The organism is Ancylobacter sp. Lp-2, assembly GCF_020523795.1.
Classification (GTDB): domain Bacteria; phylum Pseudomonadota; class Alphaproteobacteria; order Rhizobiales; family Xanthobacteraceae; genus Ancylobacter.
This window is the reverse complement of the sequence record NZ_JAJALI010000012.1, coordinates 111,274-131,889: the sequence shown is the minus strand read 5'-3', so window position 1 is coordinate 131,889 and position 20,616 is coordinate 111,274. Positions and strand designations below refer to the sequence as shown.

Sequence of the window (20,616 nt, the reverse complement as noted above, 5' to 3'; positions counted from 1 at the left end):
TGGAACGTGACGCGCGACCGGGTGGTGTTCGACAGCGCGATCTTCTCCTCGATCGGTGCGGCGATGACGGCGGCGTTTCAGAGCGGCACCGATGTGGTGATCTGGGACGGCCATGAAGGCATCGTGCTGCAGAACGCCAAGCTGACCGATCTCACCAGCAGCAATTTCCTCTTTACCTAGCTGCGCAGCGGCCGGCCGCGACCTGACCGACGATGGCCCGATGAGCAGGTGTGTTCGCACCGGCCGTCTGGCGGCGTTTCACTGGCGGCGCCCTCATCATGATCCGCGCGGGAATTTGCGCGCATCTTCTCAAGCCATGGGCGTCCGGAGGCGCGGTCGCTCCGAGCGACCGGCATCAACCGGGCCGCGCTTGCGGAGTGCGGGGGCGGAAAACATATCCAAGTGTTCGCGGGTCGATCAGGCTCAGCGGATGGTGGAGGATCTGAGGTTCGCCCATCCGGTGGCGGCCTTCCCCAGAAAGTGACTTCCAGCGGCCGGCCCCCTCGTCCGCGACATCACATGACGACGGGATGGCCCAAGGAAAGGCCCCACCGCTTCGCGATACTCAAGGGATCGTCTCCGCTCGAATCAAGCGTGAACTCACCCGCCGGGAAGTCCCTGCGAATAAAGCCTGCGGCATCTTCTTCGCTATCAGCGACGACGATGATCATGCGCTTCAGCTGGCCGTCGAGTGCGTGCTCGTTGGGCTGGATGTGCTCGAAGATGAAACCGGCGGCAGCCATCAGCAGGCCTGCTTCTGTCGGATATCTGCCGGGGTGGTTCCTGTCGGGAACAGGAAGTCAGATGCCACTTGGTCGGAGTGGCAGGATTTGAACCTGCGACCCCCTCGTCCCGAACGAGGTGCGCTACCAGGCTGCGCTACACTCCGACGTGGCGGGCGAGCCTCTAGCACGGGGATGCGCCGGGCTGCAAGCGGGGCATCGCACTTCTTCACATAGCCTGTTGATGACGCCCCCTTGTCCGACCGTCCCATATGCGCATGAAGGTTGAAAGCGGCGCATTCCTGTGGCTATGTCCGCGCCCGCACGGTCTGCCTCGTCGAGGTCGCGCAGTGTTGGGGCGTCGCCAAGCGGTAAGGCAGGGGATTTTGATTCCCCCATGCGGAGGTTCGAATCCTCCCGCCCCAGCCACTTTTCATTATCTTATTGAAATAAATGAGATAATTCTTGAGCTGCACCCGCCAAATACACCCACGAATACACCCGCGCGACGGCGTCTTCGGACAACGGGGATTGCTTCTGCCGTGCTAGCTCGGCTCCATCACCGAGTCGGGGACCTGCCCAAAGGTCGCGATAAGCACCGGCGGGTCCGCATCGCCGCTTTCCGGTTCGACATCAGTTGAAAACGCGATGGCTCCGAGCTTCACCATGCTCATGCGCCGAGCGACTCGTTCGGCATCGGCAGCGCTGCGGACTTCCATCGGGATGCCGGCCTTTATAGCACCGCGCTTGCCCGCCTCGAAAGGCTGAACGACGTAGAAGGTTTTCTTGGGCATCTGGGCGGCTCCGTTGGGTGGGTGCACAGTCCGCCTTTTGTCGCGAACAAATCAAGAACTAAATTCCAGCGAGGGGCATTTGTTCGCATTTCGTTCTCATGGTTCGATTTTGCAAACGAGGAAACCGCGACCATGCAGACGAACGCCCAGCCATCCCCTTCCGTAGCCCCTGAGGCCAACTTCACGGAGCCCATCACGGTCAACGAAGCGGACATTGATGAAGTCCTGGAGATGTGCGGAGGGCAAGCCTGACGGTGGCGGAGAGGCATCGTCGGCGGCGGCACTCCCTTTGCGATCTTGCATGAAATGAATAATGAATGCAGAATTCATTTGTGACAAAAGTCACTCGCAGGTTCGCCGCAACAGCGAGCCGTCACCGAGGTATGCTGCCAATGCGCCCGGCATGCTCATGCAAAAGCCAATGGACCGGGACGGACGGCATTGCCTCATCCATGAGGAAACGCCATGACCAGAACCTTCCTCGCAAGCGCTTCCGTGCTTGCGACCCTCGCAGCCGGGGCGACACAGGTGAGTGCCAAGGACTACATTCTCGCGACCGGGCGGTGGGACAACACCGCCATCGTGATCGACGTGGAAAAGGCCGTCGATCCGGCCAATGACGGGACGCCGAACGCGGTGATCAACCGGCTGCGGGTGACGCCGGATATCGACGGCAAGGGGACCGGCCAGCTCGACACCATCGCCAGCGGCCAGCCGATCATCATCGCGATCTCGCCGGACCAGAAGCGCGCCTATGTCGTCAACCATTCCGGCAAGTCGAAGCCGGAGGATGCGGCGGCGTTCCAGCACGGCCATCCCGGTTCGGTCACGGTGGTCGATCTGGTGAAGGCGCTCGATCCGGCGAATAACGGCACCTTGGGCGCGGTCGAGGCCTTCATCGATTCCGAAGGCTCCGGCGCCACCGGTTTCGCAGTCTCGGCCGACCAGAAATACGGCATCCTCGCCCATGCCGAGGGGCCGGGGAACGAGGATGGCGGCCGCCACATCAATATCGTCGATCTCGCCACCAACAAGGTGATCCACAAGGTCGAGCAGGCCTATGGCAAGCCCGGCCACGACTGTCCGCCGGCGACGATTCCCCACCGGGCGCCGGATCTGGCCTTCGGCTGCTTCCCCGACACCAATGGCGTGACGATCAGCCCGATCGGCGGCGGCACCATCTTCACGGCGAATGGCGGCACCGACGACGTGTCGGTGATCAGCCTGCCCAAGGCGCTCAAGGGCGAGGCCGATGCGGAGGTGGCGCGGATCCCGGTCCAGGCCGGAGGCTTCGGCATCACCACCAGCCCGGACGGCAAGCTGGTGGCGGTGGCCTCGCGCGAAAGCGCGCGCGACGGCAAGGAGGCCAACACCATCTCCATCATCGACGTCGAGGCGGCGCTGCGCGAGCCCGGCAAGGGCGAGGCGGCGCGCATCCTGGTCGGCACCAGCAATCCGGAAGTGCAGACCCGCCCCTTCGTCGCCGCCTTCACGCCGGACGGCAAGCGCGTCGTGGTGACGAATTTCCGCACCAATAATCTCTCCATCATCGATGTGGCCAAGGCCCTGTCGGGCCAGCCGGCGGAGCTGGCCCGCATCACGCTGGAGACCCCCACGGGCGAGCCGTCGCGGCCGCGCGGCGTGGCCTTCGCCGGCAACGGCCGGTACGCCGCGATCAGCGGCGCGCCCAAGGGCAAGTCGGGCAGTGGCGTGGTCTGGCTGGTCGATCTCGACAGCTACAAGGTCGCCGGCCGGGTGACGCAGATCGGCAATGAATCCTACATGATCGGCGGCTTCTCCAGCAGGTAGGTCGAGCCAACCGGCCGCGTGTCGGGCCGCCCGGGGAGGCCGGATCCCTCGGGCGGCGTGCTCATCATGGCCGGCAGGCGGCATGGTCCGCCTCTATGCGGGCGCTTGCTCCACGCGGGCGCTTGCCGGGAATTCAGCGGTGCCCTGGTGCCGCGGCGGGTGAAATGTAGTAAAGTACCTCCATCGTGGCCGTCCGGGATCGTGAACGGTGCCTGCGGAGAGATTTTCCGAGCACGTGCAAGGCATCTTTCCTCGGCATCGTTCTGCCGTTAGCCTGCTCAGTGTCATCGTGTTTTCCATTCGCGCGGATACGCGGAGGAATGGTTTCGCAGAGCGCAGCCGACACGGTGCATGGGGGCGGGCATGAATCTACCGTTCAAGGTCGACGGAGCGGCCGGCGCTTCCGAGCCCGACACGGGCGCGATGGCTCCCGCCACGCTGGGCCTCTGGGCGTGCACCGCGCTGGTCGTCGGCAACGTGATCGGTTCCGGTTTCTATCTGTCGCCCGCCGCCTTGGCACCCTACGGGGCGGCGGCGCTGGTCGGCTGGCTGGCCATGGCGGCGGCGGCGATGTGCCTCGGCCTGGTCTTCGCCCGGCTGTCGCGGATCGCCCCCGCCTCCGGCGGTCCCTATGCCTTTAGCCGCATGGCCTTCGGACCCTTCGCCGGCTTCCTGGTCGCCTGGGCCTACTGGATCTCGATCTGGGCCTCGCTGCCGGCCATCGCCATGGCGTTCTCCGGCTATCTCGCGGTGTTCTTTCCCGCCCTGAAGAGCGGCTCTGCCGGCTTTACCGCGACGGCGCTGGCCGCCATGTGGCTGGTGGCCGTCGTCAACCTGCGCGGCGTCAAAGATGCCGGCCGCTTCCAGATCGTCACGGTGACGCTGAAGCTGGTGCCGTTCATTGCCATCGCCCTCGTGGGACTGTTGTGGGTCGAGCCGGTGAATCTCACGCCCGCCAATCCCAGCGAGTTGTCGGTGCTGGGGCTGGTGTCGGCCACCGCGCCGCTGACCATGTTCGCCTTCCTCGGCATCGAATCGGCGACGGTCCCGGCGGGACACGTGGTCAATCCGCGCCGGACCATTCCGCTCGCCACCGTGCTCGGGACCATCCTGTGCGCGGCGGTTTTCATCCTCGGCACGCTGGTGGTGATGGGCACGGTGCCGCGCGCGGCGCTGGCCGCCTCGGCGGCGCCGTTCTCCGACGCCGCGACGGCGATGTGGGGGCCGTGGGCGGGGAAAGTCGTGGCCGGCGCGGTGGTGCTGTCCTCGCTCGGCGCGCTCAATGGCTGGACGCTGCTGATGTCGCAGGTGCCGCTGGCGGCGGCGTCCGACGGCCTGTTCCCCCGGCTCTTCGGCCGGCTGAACGCCAAGGATGCGCCGCAGAACGCCATCCTCATCTCGATGGTACTGGCGTCGGCGCTGCTGGTCCTGCAGACCTCGGGCGTGTCGGGGTTGATGACGATCTATAAGTTCGCCGTCGACCTGTCGACCAGCGCGGCGATGGTGCCCTACGTCTTCTGCAGCCTCGTCGAGGGCGCGCTGTTCGTGTCGCTGGCCCGCACGGCAGGCCCGGAATGGGCGGGACTGCGGCTCGGCCCCTACCGGCCGGCGGCGGTCATCGCCTTCTGCTTCTCCATGTGGACCATCTATGGCGGCGGCCCCCGTGCCGGGCTCTGGTGCCTGCTGCTCCTGCTGTTCGGATTGCCGTTCTATCTCGCCCAGCGCGGCGGGCGGGAAACCGGCATGCGTGCCTGAGTCTCACGGCGGCCACGTGGGCCGCGGTCATCTCAAGGAAAGCGGACATGACGCTCTCGACCGAAAGACACCGTCGCCTCGGCATGAAGGCACTGGTGATCGACGATGAAATCCGCGAGGACAGTGCCGCCGGGCGGGCGGTGCGCTCGCTGATCGACGAGCTCCAAAGGCGGCACATCGAGATCATCACCGCCATCACCGCGGATGACGCGATTTCCGTCATCCGCTCCGATCCCGCGCTGCAATGCGTGCTGCTCGACTGGGATCTCGGCACCGACGGCCACGGTCCCTCCGTCGCCGTCGTGGAGGCGCTGCGCCACCGCAACGGCACGGTGCCGACCTTCCTGCTCGCCGACCGCAGCGTCGCCTCCACCGTACCGGCCGCCGTGATGGCGAAGGTGGACGATTTCGTCTGGCTGCTGGAGGACACGGTCGACTTCGTCGGCGGGCGTATCCAGGCCGCCATCGAGCGCTATCGCGACCATGTGCTGCCGCCGATGCTCAAGGCGCTCGCGCAGTTCTCGCGCGTGCACGAATATTCCTGGCACACGCCGGGCCATACCGGTGGCACCGGCTTCCTGAAATCGCCGCCGGGGCGGGCCTTCTTCGAATTCTTCGGCGAGCCGCTGCTGCGCTCGGACCTGTCGATCTCGGTCGGCGAACTCGGCTCGCTGCTGGATCATTCCGGGCCGATCGGGCAGAGCGAGAAATACGCCGCCCGCGTCTTCGGCTCGCATCGCAGCTATCACGTCACCAACGGTTCCTCGACGTCGAACCGGGTGATCCTGATGGCGAGCGTCAGCCGCGACCAGATCGCGCTGTGCGACCGCAACTGCCACAAGTCCGCCGAGCACGCCATGACCATGTCGGGGGCGATCCCGACCTATCTGGTGCCGACGCGCAACCATTACGGCATCATCGGGCCGATCCCGCCCGAACGGCTGACCGCGGTGGCGATCCGGCAGCTCATCGACGACAACCCGCTGGCCGCCGGGATCGAGGACCGCGAGCCCAAGCACGCCATCATCACCAACTCGACCTATGACGGCCTCTGCTACAACGTCGCGCGGGTGGAGGAACTGCTCGGGGCCAGCGTCGACCGGCTGCATTTCGACGAGGCCTGGTACGGCTATGCCCGCTTCAACCCGATGTATCGCGAGCGCCATGCCATGCATGGCGATCCCAAGGCGCACACGGCCGACAAGCCGACCGTCTTCGCCACCCAGTCGACGCACAAGCTGCTGGCGGCGCTGTCGCAGGCCTCCTTCATCCATGTGCGCGACGGACGGCGGGCGATCCCGCACGGGATCTTCAACGAGACGTTCATGATGCACGCCTCGACCTCGCCCCTCTATCCGATCATCGCCTCCAACGACGTGTCGGCGGCGATGATGGACGGGCCCGGCGGCGCTGCGCTGACCGGCGAGGCGATCGAGGAGGCCGTGGCCTTCCGGCAGATGCTCTCCCGCCTCGCCAACGAGGCCGCCGAGCAGGGCGACTGGTTCTTCGATTGCTGGCAGCCGGACACGGTGCGCGACCCGAAGACCGGCCGCGTCACGCCGTTCCACGAGGCCTCGCCCGCCTCGCTGGCCTCCGATCCGTCCTGCTGGGTGCTGAAGCCCGGCGCGGCCTGGCATGGCTTCGGCGAGATCGAGGATGGCTATTGCATGCTCGACCCGATCAAGGTCTCGGTGGTGACGCCGGGCGTGGCCCCGGGCGGCGGGCTGATGCCGGTCGGCATTCCCGCGAGCCTCGTCACCGCCTATCTCGACGCCCGCGGCATCGTGGTGGAGAAGACCACCGACTTCACCATCCTCGTGCTGTTTTCGCTCGGCATCACCAAGGGCAAATGGGGCTCGCTGGTCAGCGCGCTGTGCGACTTCAAGCGCGATTACGACGCCAACGCGCCGCTCGAGCTTGCCATTCCCGCGCTGATCGAGGACCACGCCGACCGCTATGCCGGCATGGGCCTGAAGGATCTGGCCGACACCATGTTCTCGGCCATGGACCAGCTGCAGACCACGGCGATGATGGCGGCGGGCTTCTCGGTGCTGCCGCGGCCCGACATGAGCCCGGTGCGCGCCTATGAGCGGCTGGTGCGCGGCGAGGTCGAGCAGGTGACGCTGGACGAACTGGCGGGCCGCACCGTCGCCACCGGCGTCGTGCCCTATCCGCCGGGCATCCCGCTGCTGATGCCCGGCGAGAATGCCGGCCCCATCGACGGGCCGGTGCTCGGCTATCTGAAGTCGCTGGAAGCCTATGACCGGCGATTCCCCGGCTTCACTCACGACACACACGGCGTCGAGGTCGAGGACGGCGCCTACCGCATCTATTGCCTCGCTCGCTGACACGCACCGGAAAACGGGGGCACGAAAATGGCTGCAACGGACACGGCATCGGGCGGTACGGGCGTCGCCGCCTCGGCGAAGATCGGGCTCATCCCCGCCACGCTCATGGTCGCCGGGAACATGATGGGCTCCGGCGTCTTCATGCTGCCGGCCAATCTCGCCGCGATCGGATCGATCGCGGTGTTCGGCTGGCTCATCACCATCGTCGGCGCGGTGGCGCTGGCGATCACCTTCGCCAAGCTCGCCTCGATCGATCCGGCGGCCGGCGGTCCCTACGCCTATACGCGCAAGGCGTTCGGCGACTATATGGGCTACCAGACCAACCTCATCTACTGGCTGGCTAACGTCGTCGGCAATGTCGGCCTGGCCGTGGCCGGCCTCGGCTACCTGACCAGCTTCTTCCCGATCCTGCGGGAGCCGCTTTTCTCGGCGCTGGCGCAGGTGGCGGTGATCTGGTTCTTCACCTACGCCAATATTCTCGGGCCGAACGTGGTTGGCCGGCTGCAATCCTTCACCACCAGCTTCGCGCTGGTACCGATCCTCGGCATGGCGATCTTCGGCTGGTTCTGGTTCTCGCCGGAGACCTATGCGGAAGGCTGGAACGTCTCGGGCCAGAGCAGCTGGTCGGCGGTGATGGCGACGCTGAACTTCACGCTCTGGGCCTTCATCGGCGTCGAGAGCGCCTCGGTCTCGGCCGGCGTGGTGGACAATCCCCAGCGCAACGTTCCCATCGCCACCGTCGGCGGCGTGGTGCTGGCGGCGGTCGCCTACATCCTCTCCTCCAGCGTCATCATGGGCATGATCCCCAACAAGGAGCTGATCGCCTCCTCGGCGCCGTTCGCCGACGCCGCGGCGCTGGCGCTCGGGCCGACCGCGGGTTCGGTCGTCGCCATCTGCGCGGCGCTCGGCTGCCTCGGCTCGCTGGCCGGCTGGACGCTGCTGGTCGGCCAGACCGCCAAGGCGGCGGCCGATGACGGCCTGTTCGCCTCGATCTTCGCCAAGGTGAACTCGAAGGGCGTGCCGTCGGCCGGCCTCGCCATCGTCGCGGCGATCATGACGGTGCAGGTGTTCGCCACCATGTCGCCGACCGCCAGCGAGCAGTTCGGCAAGATCGCCTCGATCGCGGTGATCATGACGCTGCTGCCCTACATCTATTCGGCGATCTCGATCAAAGTGCTGGGCTACAAGAAGATGTCGGCCCGCGCCTATGGCTGGTACGTGCTGATCGGCCTCGCGGCGGCGATCTACAGCCTGGCGGCGCTGGTGGGATCCGACGGACAGCAGACGCGCTGGTCGCTGATCTTCGTGATCGCGACCATCGTGTTCTATTCGGCGGCGATCACCCGCAAGCGCGAGATCGAGGAGCGGCACATCTCGCCGGGCGGGCACGCGCCGAGCTGGATCCGCTGGGGGACGGTGACGGTGACCATCGTGGCGCTGGCGGCGATGTTCTGGTTCTCGGTCGGCTACCGCCGGGCGGAAAACCTGCGCACCCGCTCGCCGGCCCCGCCGGACGTGACGCTCACGCCGACGCCCGGCTCGCCCGAGGCGGTGCTACCGCCGTCCGGGACGGCGACACCCGTCGCGCCGTGACACCGACGAGGGCTGGCGGCCCGGTACACCGGAGCGCCGCCAGCCATCCCGCCCGCGAAAAGGGCGGGGACGTCGGAACCTCCTGCGTCTTCCGGTCGTCGGCCTGGTGTCTATCTCGCCCGGGCGTTCACGCGAGCGGCTCGGTGCGAGGCCCCACTGTCAGGCCGATGCCTGAGGGCGACGCCGCAGTTTCTGCAGGAACAGCTGCAGGCGGGCGTTCCAGCCGGTCTCCTGCGCCTGGGTCAGGCGAACGAGAATGCGCGCATAGTCCAGCACCAGGCCGGGGGTCCAGGTCATGGAGCTGGCGCGGCTGCGGATCAGCGCGGCGGTCCACAGGTCGGGATTGGCGAGCAGGCTCAGCAGCCGCGCCCAGGGATATTTGCTGGCGAGGGAGCCTTCCAGCGCGGCATCGAGCGCCTCGGCGACGACGACGGAACAGTTGCGGTTGGTGAGGTTGTAGGTATCGTCCTGCCGGTAGCCGGCCCAGAATGCCCGCAGCCGGCGCGGGTCGAAATTGTGGAACGCGACATTCTGGTCGGCCAGGCACCATTCCTTCGATTCATAATCGTAGGAGGGCTGGAAGCGCCCCTTGAGGTCGTTCTCCGCCGTGGCGCGCAGCGCGGCGGCGAAATCGCTGCTCGAGCGGTCGATCTCCTGCGCCGGGTAGTGGCTGATATAGACGCCCGGCTGCATCTCCAAGGCGGCGTGGCCGGTGGAGATGACGCCGTTTCCGTCCACCGCGGCGATGTAGCGGTCGACCAGCAGCCGCCGCTCCGGGTGGTAGGCCGAGCCGACAGGCGTCCAGACATGCACGATCATCGGCTGCTCGACCGGCTGTCGCTCGCCGCCGCCGATGAGCACCGGCGCGTTCTGGTACCAGCCGCGTCCGGCGAAAATCGGCAGGTTCATCGCCGAGGCCTCGTCCTCCAGCGAGCGCAGCATCAGGCCGAACCGCACCAGCAGCCAGCCCCACAGACCGAGCAGCAGGGCGATGCAGAACGGGATGTTCTGGTTGTGCGACAGCGGCCATTCGGTGACGATCAGCAGGGCGAGCAGCAGCTCGACCACCCCGCAGGCCGCCAGTATCCGCCAGCCGGGAAAGCGCAGCACGGTGGCGGTGGCGATGCGCCCGACGCCGTCGACGGCGAAGGCGAAGCCGAACAGCCAGGCGATGGTGATCCGGGTCTCCAGCGGAAAGTCGAGGATCAGGCTGCCGAGCACGATCAGCGCCGCTGCCTTCACGAAAGACAGGTAGCGCGACCCCTCGCGCGGCAGCGCGACGAACACATAGAGCGCCAGCAGGCCGTTGAGGACGAAGACGGCGCCCATGGCTTCCTTGGTCACCAGCGTGACGCCGTCGGATGCGTCGAGGGCGAGCAAGCTGGCCAGGACCAGGAGGATGGCTCCGAGAGCCGGCAGCACATACCAGCGCGCGCGAAAGGCATCGGCGCCGACGAGGAGGAAGGCGATCTTGAGCACCGGCCGAACCTGTCAATGAATTCAAGGAGTTCCGTCCGCCAACTTATCGCACGGCCCGGACGATGGAAAGTCGTGGGCCGTCGGTTCGTTGCGGCGGGGCCGCTACAGGGGGCCTCGCGCGCCGTAAGGTGGGAACCGGCGCTGGCGGCAAGGCGGCGGGCGTGACAAGGTCGGGGCATCGCCCTCCTGCAAGCCGGTAGCCCGAACGTGCGCCTCCATCTCGTCAACCCGAACACCACCCAGTCGATGACCGACAAGATCGCCGCCGCCGCCCGGCTGGTCGCCTCGGAGGCGACGACCATCCTGCCGGCGACCTCGCGGATGGGGCCGGCCTCCATCGAGGGCTATTACGACGACGCCCTCGCCTTGCCCGGCCTGATCGACGCGGTGGCGCGGGCCGAGGCCGAGGCGGTGGACGGCCATATCGTCGCCTGCTTCGACGATACCGGCGTCGACGCCGCCCGCGCGCTGGCGAGGGCGCCGGTGATCGGCATCGGCGAGGCCGGCTTCCACATGGCGAGCCTGATCGCCCACCGCTTCGCCGTGGTGACGACGCTGTCGCGCTCGGTCCCGGTGATCGAGGCCAATCTCGACCGCTACGGGCTGGCGCGGCGTTGCGCGCGGGTGCGCGCCTCCGATGTCGCGGTGCTGGAGCTGGAGGACCCCGCCTCCGATGCCCGCGCCCGCATCTCGGCGGAGATCGGCCGGGCGGTGCGCGAGGACCATGCCGAGGCGGTGGTGCTTGGCTGCGCCGGCATGGCCGATCTCGCCCGCGCGCTCGGCGAAGAGCACGGCGTGCCGGTGATCGACGGCGTCGCCTGCGCGGTGGCGCTGATGGAAGGGCTGGTGCGCGTCGGCCTCGCCACCTCCAAGACTGGCGCCTATGCCGCGCCGCGCGCCAAGCCTTATACTGGCCTGCTCGGCGATTTCGCGCCGCGCGGGTGAGGGGCGGGCCACTCCGCCATCGACCTACTCCACCATCGAGCTGGCGTCGGCCATCGGCCCGCTCCAGCGCAACTCGCCCTGATCGATATGATAGGCGCGGTCGCACAGCTCGGCGCAGAGCGCGACGTTCTGCTCCGACAGCAGGATGGACAGCCCGTCCGCCTTTAGCGTGCGGAAGGCCGTCGTCATCTCCTCGACGATGATCGGCGCCACGCCTTCGGAGGGTTCGTCGAGCAGCAGCAGCTCGGGATTGCCGACCAGGGCGCGCGCTACCGCCAGCATCTGCTGCTCGCCACCGGACATGGCGTCGCCGCGCCGTCGCCGCAGCTCGGCGAGATTGGGGAACAGCGCGAACAGCCGCTCCGTCGGCCAGCGGTCGGTGCCATCTCGGCCGGGGCGGCGGGCGAGGTCGAGATTCTCCTCGGCCGTCAGCTCGGTGAAGATGCGGCGGTCCTCGGGGACATAGCCGACGCCGAGGCGGGCGATATGGTGGGTCGGCAGTGCCGAGATGTCGGCGCCATCCAGCGCGAGGCGGCCGGCGCGGCGGCGCACCAGCCCCATCACCGCCTTGAGCGTCGTGCTCTTGCCGGCGCCGTTGCGGCCGATCAGCGCCACCGCTTCGCCGCCCCCGACGACGAGCGAGAGGCCGAACAGCGCCTGGGCCGGGCCGTACCAGGCCTCCAGCCCCTCGATTTCCAAGAGCGGCGCCGTCATGTCCGTGCCTCCGCACCGGCGTGGCCGAGATAGACCGCGCGCACCCGCGGATCGGCGCGCACCGCCTCGACGCTGCCATCGGCGATCACCCGGCCCCGCGCCAGCACCACGACCCGGCTGGCATGGCCGAACACCACATCCATGGAATGCTCGGTGAACAGCACCGCCAGCGCATGCGCGGCGGCGAGGCGGCGCACCAGGCCGATCAAGGCGAGGCGCTCATGCGCGCCCATGCCGGCGGTCGGCTCGTCCATCAGCAGCAGGCGCGGCGAGCCGGCGAGCGCGATGGCGAGTTCGAGCCGCTTGACGTCGCCATAGGCGAGCCCGGCCGCCGGCCGGTCCGCCAGCGCCGCGATCCCGGTCTGGTCGAGGAGGGCGAGCGCCTCCTCACGCGCCATGCCGGCCTGCGGGCGCCACAGGCCGAAGCTCTTGCCACGCGCCGCCGCGAGGGCGGTCTCGACATTGGCGAGCACGGTGAGCGAGCCGAAGACGGCGGCGATCTGGAAGGTGCGCCCGACGCCGAGCCGGGCGATGGCGCGCGGCGGCATGCCGGTGATGTCGCGCCCGGCCAGCCGCACCGTGCCGGCATCGGGGCGAATCTGGCCGTTCAACACGTTGAAGCAGGTCGACTTGCCGGCGCCGTTGGGGCCGATCAGCGCCAGAAGCTCGCCGGCCCGCACCTCGAAGCTCACCCCACCCAGTGCCTGCACGCCGCCATAGGCTTTCGCGATGTTGTCGACGCTGAGCACGGGTGCTTCGTTCACCGGCATTTCGCTCATCGGCGCAGCCTCCCGCCGGCGATGCCGCCGGGAAACAGCAGCACCAGCGCGAGGATCAGCGCGCCGAGCAAGGCGCGCCAATAATCGGTCTCGCGCATCACCGTGTCCTGCAGCAGGGTGAAGGCGCCGGCGCCCAGCACCGGTCCCGCCGGGTTGCCGAGCCCGCCGAGCAGCACCATCACCAGCGCGTCGATGGAGCGGCCGACCGTCAGCGTCTCCGGCGAGATCGAGCCCTTGGCGAAGGCATAGAGCCCGCCCGCCACGCCAGCGATGAGACCGGAGACGAGGAAGGCGAGCCAGCGGATGCGGGCGACGTCGATGCCGGAGGCTTCCGCCCGCAGGCGCGCGTCGCGCCCGGCGCGCAATGCGTGACCGAAGGGGGCAAAGATCAGCCGGCGAATGAGGGAGAGCGCGGCGACAGTGACGGCGAGCGCGGCGAGATAGAGCCCGGTCCGGCTGTCGAACGGCCAGTCCGGCCAGATGCCGATCAGCCCGTTGGAGCCGCCGGTGACCTCCTCCCACTGGAACGCCACCGACCAGACGATCTGCGCGAAGGCCAGCGTCAGCATGGCGAGATAGACGCCTTCCAGCCGCACGCAGAACCAGCCGAAGACCAGCGCGCCGGCCCCGGCGGCGAGGATGCCGATGCCGAAGGCCGGCACAGTTGGCAGGCCGAGCCCGGTCGCCGCCAGCGCGGTGCCGTAGGCGCCGAGGCCGAAATAGGCGGCGTGGCCGAACGAGGCCATGCCGCCCGGTCCCATCAGCAGGTGCAGCGAGGCGGCGAAGATGACGGCGATCAGCATGTCGAGCGCCAGCACCGGCGCATAGGCCCAGGCGGTGGCGACGAGCGGCACGGCGAGGGTGGCGGCCAGCGCGGCGCCGGCGAGGCCGCGGCCGGTGCCGCCCATCGGGCGCAGCGGCGCCTCGCTCGCCAGCCCGCGCGCCGGGGCGCCGTGCGGGCGGCCGAACAGGCCCTGCGGGCGCAATACCAGCACGAGGGCCATTACCAGGAACTCGGCGACCAGCGTCAGCTTGGTCATGTTGAATGCCCAGCCGGCGATCTCGACGGTGCCGAGCGCGATGCACAGCGCCTTGACCAGCGCCACCAGCACGGCGGCGACATAGGCGCCGGGGATCGAGCCCATGCCGCCGATCACCACCACCACGAAGGCATCGCCGAGCACGGCGAGGTCGAGATTGAGGTTGGCCGGCTCGCGCGCGGTCTGCAGCGCGCCGCCGAGCCCGGCGAGGAAGGCGCCGAGCGCGAAGACGGCGGTGAACAGCAGCGCCTGGTTGATGCCGAGCGCCGCCACCATCTCGCGGTCCTGCGTCGCCGCGCGCACCGTTCGGCCGAAGCGGGTGCGCTTCATGAGGAGGTGCAGCGCCAGCAGCACTATCGGTCCGGCGAAAGCGAGGAAGACGTCATAGTCCGGCAGCCGCCGGCCGAGCAGCTCGATCGAGCCCTTCAGCCCCGGTGCGCGTGGGCCGAGCAGGTCCTCCGGTCCCCAGATCCATAGCGCGGCGTCGTTGAGGATGAGCGCGAGGGCGAAGGTGGCGACCAGCTGGTAGAGCTCCGGCACGTGGTAGATGCGCCGGAGCAGCAGCACCTCCACCGCCGCGCCGAGCAGGCCGACGGCGAGGGCGGCGAGGAGAAGCCCGCCCCAATAGCCGAAGGGGCCGGGCAGCCGGTCGGCCAGCGTCACCGCGAGATACAGGCCCAGCATGTAGAAGGCGCCATGCGCCATGTTCACGATGCGGGTGACGCCGAAGATGATCGACAGGCCGGCGGCGACGAAGAACAGGCCGGAGGCCGAGGCCAGCCCGTTGATCATCTGGAACGCCAGTGCGTCGAGCGCCACGCGGGTCTCCTTGGGGTCTCTACAGGGCTTCGGGAGCAGCCTGACCCTGGGCTCGAGCTTCGTGAAGCCCAGGAACATGCGGGTTGCAAGCGCCAACGAGCCGATGGCCGCGTGTTTCTCCCTCTCCCCGCGCGACACTCGGTTGTTGCCGCGTTTCGCCTCCGGCGAGGTCAACATCGGAGGCGTCCGATGTTGACGGAGAGGGACGGGCGAGGGGTATGCGAGGCTTCCCGATCGCGTCCCCCTCACCGACCCGCTGCGCGGGCCCCTCTCCCCGGCGGGGAGAGGGAAAGGCGGGCATTCCTGATTAGTGAGAGAGGCTCGCGGGGCCGGGCGATCGCGCGATCGCCCTCTCAGTCGCGGTTGGGCCGCAGCTTCTCCACCTCGGCGTCGGAGGGCAGCACGCTCGCCCCGTCGACATAGACGGGATCGAGCATCACGCCCTTGCCGTCCTTCTGCCCGAGCGTGCCGACGAAGGCGCCCATGGTGGCCTGGTGGTCGCTGGCGCGGTAGGTGAACGGGCCGAACGGGCCGGAGACGGCCAGCCCCTTGAAGGCCTCGACCAGCTTCTCGGTGTCCGGGCCGCCGGCCTTCTTCAGCCCCTCGGCGAGGGAGATGATGGAGGTGTAGCCGACGATCGAGCCGAGGCGCGGCGGCTCGCCATACTTCTTCTGGTAGGCGTCGAGGAAGGCTTTGTGCTCGGGCGTGTCGATGGCGTACCAGGGATAGCCGGTGACGACCCAGCCCTGCGGCGCCTCGTCCTTCATCGGGTCGAGATATTCCGGCTCGCCGGACAAGAGGCTGACGACGAAGGTGCCGTCCAGCGTGCCGCGGCTGTTGGCCTCGCGCACGAATTTGGCGAGGTCGGCGGCGAACAGCACGTTGAACACCGCGTCGGGCTTGGCGTCGGCCAGTGCCTGCGCCACCGCGCCGGCGTCGAGCTTGCCGAGCGGGGTCGCCTGCTCGGCGACGAACTCGACGTCGGGCTGCGCCGCCTTCAGCAGGGTCTTGAAGGTGGCGGCGGCCGACTGGCCATATTCGTAATTCGGGTAGACCAGCGCCCAGCGCTTCTTGTTCGCCTTCACCGCATGCGGCATCAGCATCGCCACCTGCATGTAGGTGGAGGCGCGCAGGCGGAAGGTGTAGCGGTTGCCGTCCGCCCAGGTGATCTTGTCGGTCAGCGGCTCGGAGGCGAGGAAGAACACCTTGCGCTTGTCGGCGAAGCCGGCGACCGCGAGGCCGACATTCGACAGGAAGGTGCCGGTGAGCACGTCGGCTTTCTCGCGGGTGACGAGGTCCTCGGCGACCCGCACCGCGTCGCCGGGATTGCCGCCATCGTCGCGGGTGATCAGTTCGAGCGGGCGCCCGTTGATGCCGCCGGCGGCGTTGACCTGCTCGACGGCGAGTTCCATCGCCTTGCGGTAGGGCTCGAGGAAGGCCGGCTGCGCCTTGTAGCTGTTGAGCTCGCCGATGCGGATCGGCTCGGCGGCGTGGACCGGCGCCGTGGCGGCGACGCTCGCCAGCAGCAGGGCCGCGCCGGCGGCGAGCCGGGCGAGCAAGGGCAGGCGGTGGGCGGCGGATCGCATGCGAAGTCTCCGGGTCGGAGGGTGGGTCCGGCTGCCCGACAAATTAGTCGGTGGCGTCCCGCCGTCCACCCCATTGTCCGCCGCTATGTCCGTGAAGTGCTGCCGGGACGGAAAAAATGTCAGGGGCCGACATCGACCTCCGGCTCCGGCAACCGGCGCCGCCGCGAGGCCAGCAGCGCGCCGCCGATGATCAGCCCGGCGCCGAGCAGCGTGCCGAAGCCCGGCACTTCCCCGAAGGCGAAGAAGCCGATGGCGATGGCCCAGATGAAGGCGGTGTATTCGTACACGCCGAGCCGGCTGGCCTCCTCGCTGCGATAGGCGGAGGCGAGGCAGAGATGCCCGCCGGTGCCGAGCGCGCCGATGGCCAGCATCAGCACCAGCTCCTTCCAGTCGGTCGCCGTCCAGGCCAGCAGGCCGAACGGGGCGACCAGCAGCGCCGGAAACACGTTCTGCAGCAGCACGATGGTGGCGAGCGGGTCGCGCGAGGCCCGGCTCTTCAGCACCACCATGGAGAGCGCGTAGGTGACGGCGGAGATCAGCGCGGCGGCAATGCCGAGATGGCTGGTCTCGGTGGCATCGGCGGAGGTGATCTGGTGCGACAGCACCACCAGCACGCCGATGAAGCCAAGCCCGATGGCTGTGAGCACCGAGCGGCCGGGCCGCTCGCCGAGGATCAGCCCGGCGAACAGCGCGATGAAGATCGGCGAGGTGAAGGACAGCGCCAGCACCACTGCCAGCGGCAGGGTGGCGAGCGCGTAGAAGAAGGTGAGCGCGGTGGCGATCACCACCACCGAGCGCCAGGCATGCGGGCGCAGCGTCGCGCGGTCGGGCCTCGGCGTGCGCAGCGCCGCGAACACCAGGAACGCCATGGCGCCACCGGCGAGATAGCGCATCAGCGCCACTTGCGGCGTCGAATGGGTCTCGGCGACGAACTTGATCACCCCGTCCATGACGGACAGCAGGAAGATGCCGGCAATCGCCAGCACGGCGGGGCCGGGAGAGGCGAGGGTGGGTCTGTGGGCGCGTCCGGCGGCGGGGCCGCTGGCGGGGCGGGTCATGTCGAGGCTCACGCGGCGGACCGCTCCGCCAAGGCGCGCCGGCACGGAAACGCGCTCCGGCCGGCGAAGGATCGTCGCATGCCGGCGGGACGAATCGGGCCAGCGCGGGCCGCGCGCGGCCTCGCGGCGATGATTTAGAGTATCTATGCGGAAAGGTGAACGGTCTCGTTGCCGGCGAGCCAGTCGGTCATTCGCCGGCGAGCGGCAGGCGGTAGGGGTATTCCGAGGTATCCGAGAGGTCGCCGAGCGCGCGCGCGCCGGGCAGGCGCTCAAAGCCGAGGCTCTCATAGAAGCGGTGGGCGTCGAGGAAGCGGGTGTCGGTCCACAGGCGCAGTTCCGGCGCGCCCAGCCGGCCGGCGAGCGCGAGCGCCTCGCCCATCAGTGCTCGGGCGACGCCGCGGCGGCGGGCGGCGCGGGCGACATAGACCTTGGTGATCTCCAGCGTGCCGGCGGGCACACCCTCCGCCCGCATCGGCGTAGCGGCGAGCGAGCCGATGATCGCCGCACCGTCGCCTGCCTTATCCTGGGCGACCCAGATGGTGCCGCCGCGTGCGGCAAAATGGCGGGCGATGGCGTCGAGCTCGGGAAATTCGGCGACGCGGTCGAAGACGCACCCCTCATATTCGGCGAAGGCGCCGGCGATCAGCGCGGCGATGGCGTCTCCATCACTGTCGAGCGCCGGACGAATCAAGGGGGGATTCAATGGAATTCTCTCGTAGTGTGGCTCAGGTAACGTCGACGGGGCGAAGCGGGCGCACTATTGTGTCGTTCTGCTCCCTGCGTAAAGCCGATATGCGGGGAAGATACCCCTTAACTCTTGCGGCCGGGTTTGCCTGGTCGCTGGTCGTCCGACCGGCATCTGCCTGTCCCGGAGTGCTCGATGAAGCTGTCCCGTCGTTTCGTGCGTCTGTCCCTCATCGCCGCGGTGGCCGCGCTGGTCGCCGCCTGTGCCAGCAGCCCGCAGGCGCCGTCGCCGATCGAGCCGGCCATGCCGCGCTACACCTCGCCGATCACCGCCCAGCAGCTGGTCGGCAAGTGGGGCCTCGCCGCCTTCCATCGGCCGGAGGACGCCGCCCGCACCGAAGCGCAGGCCCGGCAGGGATGCCGTCAGCCTTACGTGATCAGCGCCGGCTCGAATGGCGGCTTCATGATGTATCTCGCCGACCAGTCGACGCCGTCGGAGCTGGTGTCCAAGCAGGTGGCGCCCGGCCCGACCTATATCGGCCTGCCCGACGAGCCGCCAGGCTCGCAGGCCGACCGCGAGGTGGTGCGATTCGACGGCCAGATCCTGGTGCTCAAGTGGCTCGACCCCGAGGTGCAGGGCCGCTACGGCACCATGGTCTATGTTCGCTGCCCCTGACCTGAATGCACCCGCATAACCGCGCGTTAACCATGTGCGGGAGAAGCTGGGGGTCGTGGAGCGGTGACGCCGGAGCCTTGGCATGCGATTGCAGACGTGTGTGGGGCGCCGGCCTCGGCGAAAAGAGCGGCGCGCCGCCGGGTTCCCGGTGGCGCTCGCGGTGGCCTCGGGGGCGGTCCTCGCCATCCTGGTCGCCGTGCTGACGATCCTGCTGGTGCCGACCCCGGCGGCGGCGCAGAGCCCCGGCCCCTATGGCGCCGGCTTCTATGGCATCGACAACGGCAATTACGCGGTGTTCTCCTCCCGTCCCGGAGTGGGGGAAGGCGACGCGGGTGGCGTTCACTACGACGGCAGCGGCTCCTCGCCGGTCTACCAGAACGGCGGCAGCGGCCGGGGCGTCAATGCCGAGTACAACCGCCAGGTCGTGCCCTATGTCTCGGCCGATCCGCCCGGCACCGTGATCGTCGATACCGGCGCGCGCTTCCTCTATCTCCTGCAGGGCGGCGGCCGCGCGGTCCGCTACGGCATCGGGGTGGGGCGCGAGGGCTTCGCCTGGAACGGCGCCGAGCGCATCAGCCGCAAGGCGGAGTGGCCAGCCTGGATCCCGCCGGCGGAGATGCATGCCCGCCGCCCCGGCTTGCCGGAGCGGATGGAGGGCGGGCCGGAAAATCCGCTTGGCGCCCGCGCGCTCTATCTCGGCAACACGCTGTACCGCATCCACGGCACCAACGAGGCCGACAGCATCGGCCAAGCGGTCTCCTCCGGCTGCATCCGCATGCGCAACGACGATGTGATTGACCTCTACAACCGCGTGCGCATCGGCACGCTGGTGCGGGTGATCTGATCCCCGTACGATCCCGCCGACACTTGTGCATGCGACACTTGCATGGCTCGCCGTCTGGTCGGGCGGGAACGGCTCGTTTATGGTCCCGCCGCGTTCCGGGTCGCACAGGGTTCGAACCGGACGGAATCGCGAGGGCAGGATGACGGCAGGCAGCAGCGCGCAGGACGGGATTCCGCAGGACGCCGCCGAGCCGGTGCCGGGCGCTGGCCGTGCCGATTCCGGCGCCGACACCCATTTCGGCTTCCGCACCGTGCCGCTCGGCGACAAGCAGCGCATGGTCGACGAGGTGTTCCATTCCGTCGCCCGCCGCTACGACGTGATGAACGACCTGATGTCCATGGGCCTGCACCGGGTCTGGAAGGACCTCTTGGTCTCGCGCATCCGCCCGCCGAAGAACGACCGGCCGTTCCGCCTGCTCGACGTCGCCGGCGGCACCGGCGACGTGTCGTTCCGCACCGTCGAGGCGGGCGGGGCCGGCACGCGCGCGGTGGTGGCCGACATCAATGGCGGCATGCTCGGCGTCGGCCGTGAGCGCGCCGCCAGCCTCGGGCATGCGGACAAGGTCGAGTTCGTCGAGGCCAATGCCGAGGAGCTGCCCTTCCCGGACAAGTCCTTCGACGCCACCTCCATCGCCTTCGGCATCCGCAACGTGCCGCGCATGGACAAGGCGCTGTCCGAGATGCGCCGGGTGCTGAAGCCGGGCGGGCACTGCTTCGTGCTGGAGTTCTCCCGCGTCGACGTGCCCGGGCTCGACGCCATCTACGACACCTATTCCTTCAAGGCGATCCCGCCCATGGGTCGCCTGGTGACCGGCGATTCCGAGTCCTACCAGTATCTCGTCGAATCGATCCGCCGCTTCCCGGCGCCGGAGCTGTTCGCGCAGATGATGCGCGAGGCCGGGCTGAAGCGCGTCGGTTGGACCCCGCTGACGGGCGGCATCGTCTGCCTGCACAGCGGCGCGCGGATCTGAG

The 20,616-nt window shown here is 68.7% G+C and carries 18 protein-coding genes and 2 tRNA genes; 10 read left to right on the top strand and 10 right to left on the bottom strand.

Annotation, left to right across the window (positions count from 1 at the left end; all coding sequences use genetic code 11):
- A partial coding sequence (locus tag LGR54_RS22780; protein WP_230364248.1) for a hypothetical protein occupies nucleotides 1–180 on the top strand: 180 nt, incomplete at its 5' end.
- Between the two features lie 335 nt (nucleotides 181–515).
- On the opposite strand, the gene LGR54_RS22775 is transcribed toward LGR54_RS22780, so the two are convergent.
- Nucleotides 516–743 carry a hypothetical protein gene (locus LGR54_RS22775; protein ID WP_230364247.1) on the bottom strand — a complete coding sequence of 76 codons (228 nt, stop codon included), beginning with the start codon at nucleotides 741–743 and terminating at the stop codon, nucleotides 516–518.
- 69 nt (nucleotides 744–812) lie between these two features.
- Nucleotides 813–889 (bottom strand) — tRNA-Pro (locus LGR54_RS22770).
- Nucleotides 890–1,076: 187 nt separating this feature from the next.
- Here LGR54_RS22770 and LGR54_RS22765 point away from each other — a divergent pair.
- Nucleotides 1,077–1,151: transfer RNA gene (locus tag LGR54_RS22765), tRNA-Gln, on the top strand.
- Nucleotides 1,152–1,267: 116 nt separating this feature from the next.
- Here LGR54_RS22765 and LGR54_RS22760 read toward each other — a convergent pair.
- Nucleotides 1,268–1,516, bottom strand: a complete 249-nt coding sequence (locus LGR54_RS22760) for a hypothetical protein (protein WP_230364246.1) — start codon at nucleotides 1,514–1,516, stop codon at nucleotides 1,268–1,270.
- A 465-nt stretch (nucleotides 1,517–1,981) separates the two neighbouring features.
- Here LGR54_RS22760 and LGR54_RS22755 point away from each other — a divergent pair, with 465 nt between their 5' ends.
- The 4 genes from LGR54_RS22755 (at nucleotide 1,982) to adiC (ending at nucleotide 9,021) form a co-directional block, all read left to right on the top strand.
- On the top strand, nucleotides 1,982–3,325 hold the full coding sequence (locus LGR54_RS22755) for a YncE family protein (RefSeq protein WP_230364245.1): 1,344 nt from the start codon (nucleotides 1,982–1,984) through the stop codon (nucleotides 3,323–3,325).
- 363 nt (nucleotides 3,326–3,688) lie between these two features.
- Nucleotides 3,689–5,080 carry an amino acid permease gene (locus tag LGR54_RS22750; protein ID WP_230364244.1) on the top strand — a complete coding sequence of 464 codons (1,392 nt, stop codon included), beginning with the start codon at nucleotides 3,689–3,691 and terminating at the stop codon, nucleotides 5,078–5,080.
- A gap of 47 nt (nucleotides 5,081–5,127) precedes the next feature.
- Nucleotides 5,128–7,428 (top strand): Orn/Lys/Arg decarboxylase N-terminal domain-containing protein, encoded by a 2,301-nt coding sequence (locus tag LGR54_RS22745; RefSeq protein ID WP_230364243.1) that lies wholly within the window; start codon nucleotides 5,128–5,130, stop codon nucleotides 7,426–7,428.
- Nucleotides 7,429–7,455: 27 nt separating this feature from the next.
- A complete protein-coding gene (gene adiC / locus LGR54_RS22740; RefSeq protein ID WP_230364242.1) occupies nucleotides 7,456–9,021 on the top strand; it encodes an arginine/agmatine antiporter in 1,566 nt (521 codons plus the stop codon).
- A gap of 159 nt (nucleotides 9,022–9,180) precedes the next feature.
- Here the strand turns inward: adiC and LGR54_RS22735 are convergent, their stop codons facing one another.
- A complete protein-coding gene (locus LGR54_RS22735) occupies nucleotides 9,181–10,500 on the bottom strand; it encodes a protease (protein WP_230364241.1) in 1,320 nt (439 codons plus the stop codon).
- Nucleotides 10,501–10,707: 207 nt separating this feature from the next.
- Here LGR54_RS22735 and LGR54_RS22730 point away from each other — a divergent pair, with 207 nt between their 5' ends.
- Complete coding sequence (locus LGR54_RS22730; protein ID WP_230364240.1) at nucleotides 10,708–11,445, top strand: aspartate/glutamate racemase family protein; 738 nt, start codon at nucleotides 10,708–10,710, stop codon at nucleotides 11,443–11,445.
- A 24-nt stretch (nucleotides 11,446–11,469) separates the two neighbouring features.
- Here the strand turns inward: LGR54_RS22730 and LGR54_RS22725 are convergent, their stop codons facing one another.
- The 6 genes from LGR54_RS22725 to LGR54_RS22700 form a co-directional block, all read right to left on the bottom strand.
- Nucleotides 11,470–12,159 (bottom strand): ABC transporter ATP-binding protein, encoded by a 690-nt coding sequence (locus tag LGR54_RS22725; RefSeq protein ID WP_230364239.1) that lies wholly within the window; start codon nucleotides 12,157–12,159, stop codon nucleotides 11,470–11,472.
- Nucleotides 12,156–12,938 (bottom strand): ABC transporter ATP-binding protein, encoded by a 783-nt coding sequence (locus LGR54_RS22720; protein ID WP_230364238.1) that lies wholly within the window; start codon nucleotides 12,936–12,938, stop codon nucleotides 12,156–12,158. Before LGR54_RS22720 ends, LGR54_RS22725 begins: the two co-directional genes overlap by 4 nt.
- Entirely contained in the window at nucleotides 12,935–14,797 is a 1,863-nt protein-coding gene (locus LGR54_RS22715) for an ABC transporter permease (protein ID WP_230364237.1), read from the bottom strand. Before LGR54_RS22715 ends, LGR54_RS22720 begins: the two co-directional genes overlap by 4 nt.
- A gap of 353 nt (nucleotides 14,798–15,150) precedes the next feature.
- The gene (locus LGR54_RS22710) at nucleotides 15,151–16,383 is read right to left on the bottom strand and encodes an ABC transporter substrate-binding protein (protein ID WP_230364236.1); all 1,233 of its coding nucleotides are present in this window, start codon (nucleotides 16,381–16,383) and stop codon (nucleotides 15,151–15,153) included.
- A gap of 119 nt (nucleotides 16,384–16,502) precedes the next feature.
- Nucleotides 16,503–17,453 carry a DMT family transporter gene (locus LGR54_RS22705; RefSeq protein WP_230364235.1) on the bottom strand — a complete coding sequence of 317 codons (951 nt, stop codon included), beginning with the start codon at nucleotides 17,451–17,453 and terminating at the stop codon, nucleotides 16,503–16,505.
- A 175-nt stretch (nucleotides 17,454–17,628) separates the two neighbouring features.
- A complete protein-coding gene (locus LGR54_RS22700; protein WP_230364234.1) occupies nucleotides 17,629–18,144 on the bottom strand; it encodes a GNAT family N-acetyltransferase in 516 nt (171 codons plus the stop codon).
- A gap of 177 nt (nucleotides 18,145–18,321) precedes the next feature.
- Between LGR54_RS22700 and LGR54_RS22695 the strand changes: the two genes are divergently transcribed.
- The 3 genes from LGR54_RS22695 (at nucleotide 18,322) to ubiE (ending at nucleotide 20,615) form a co-directional block, all read left to right on the top strand.
- On the top strand, nucleotides 18,322–18,801 hold the full coding sequence (locus tag LGR54_RS22695) for a hypothetical protein (protein WP_230364233.1): 480 nt from the start codon (nucleotides 18,322–18,324) through the stop codon (nucleotides 18,799–18,801).
- A 148-nt stretch (nucleotides 18,802–18,949) separates the two neighbouring features.
- Nucleotides 18,950–19,645 (top strand): L,D-transpeptidase, encoded by a 696-nt coding sequence (locus LGR54_RS22690; protein ID WP_230364232.1) that lies wholly within the window; start codon nucleotides 18,950–18,952, stop codon nucleotides 19,643–19,645.
- 139 nt (nucleotides 19,646–19,784) lie between these two features.
- On the top strand, nucleotides 19,785–20,615 hold the full coding sequence (gene ubiE / locus LGR54_RS22685; RefSeq protein WP_230364231.1) for a bifunctional demethylmenaquinone methyltransferase/2-methoxy-6-polyprenyl-1,4-benzoquinol methylase UbiE: 831 nt from the start codon (nucleotides 19,785–19,787) through the stop codon (nucleotides 20,613–20,615).
- Nucleotide 20,616: the final 1 nt, after the last annotated feature.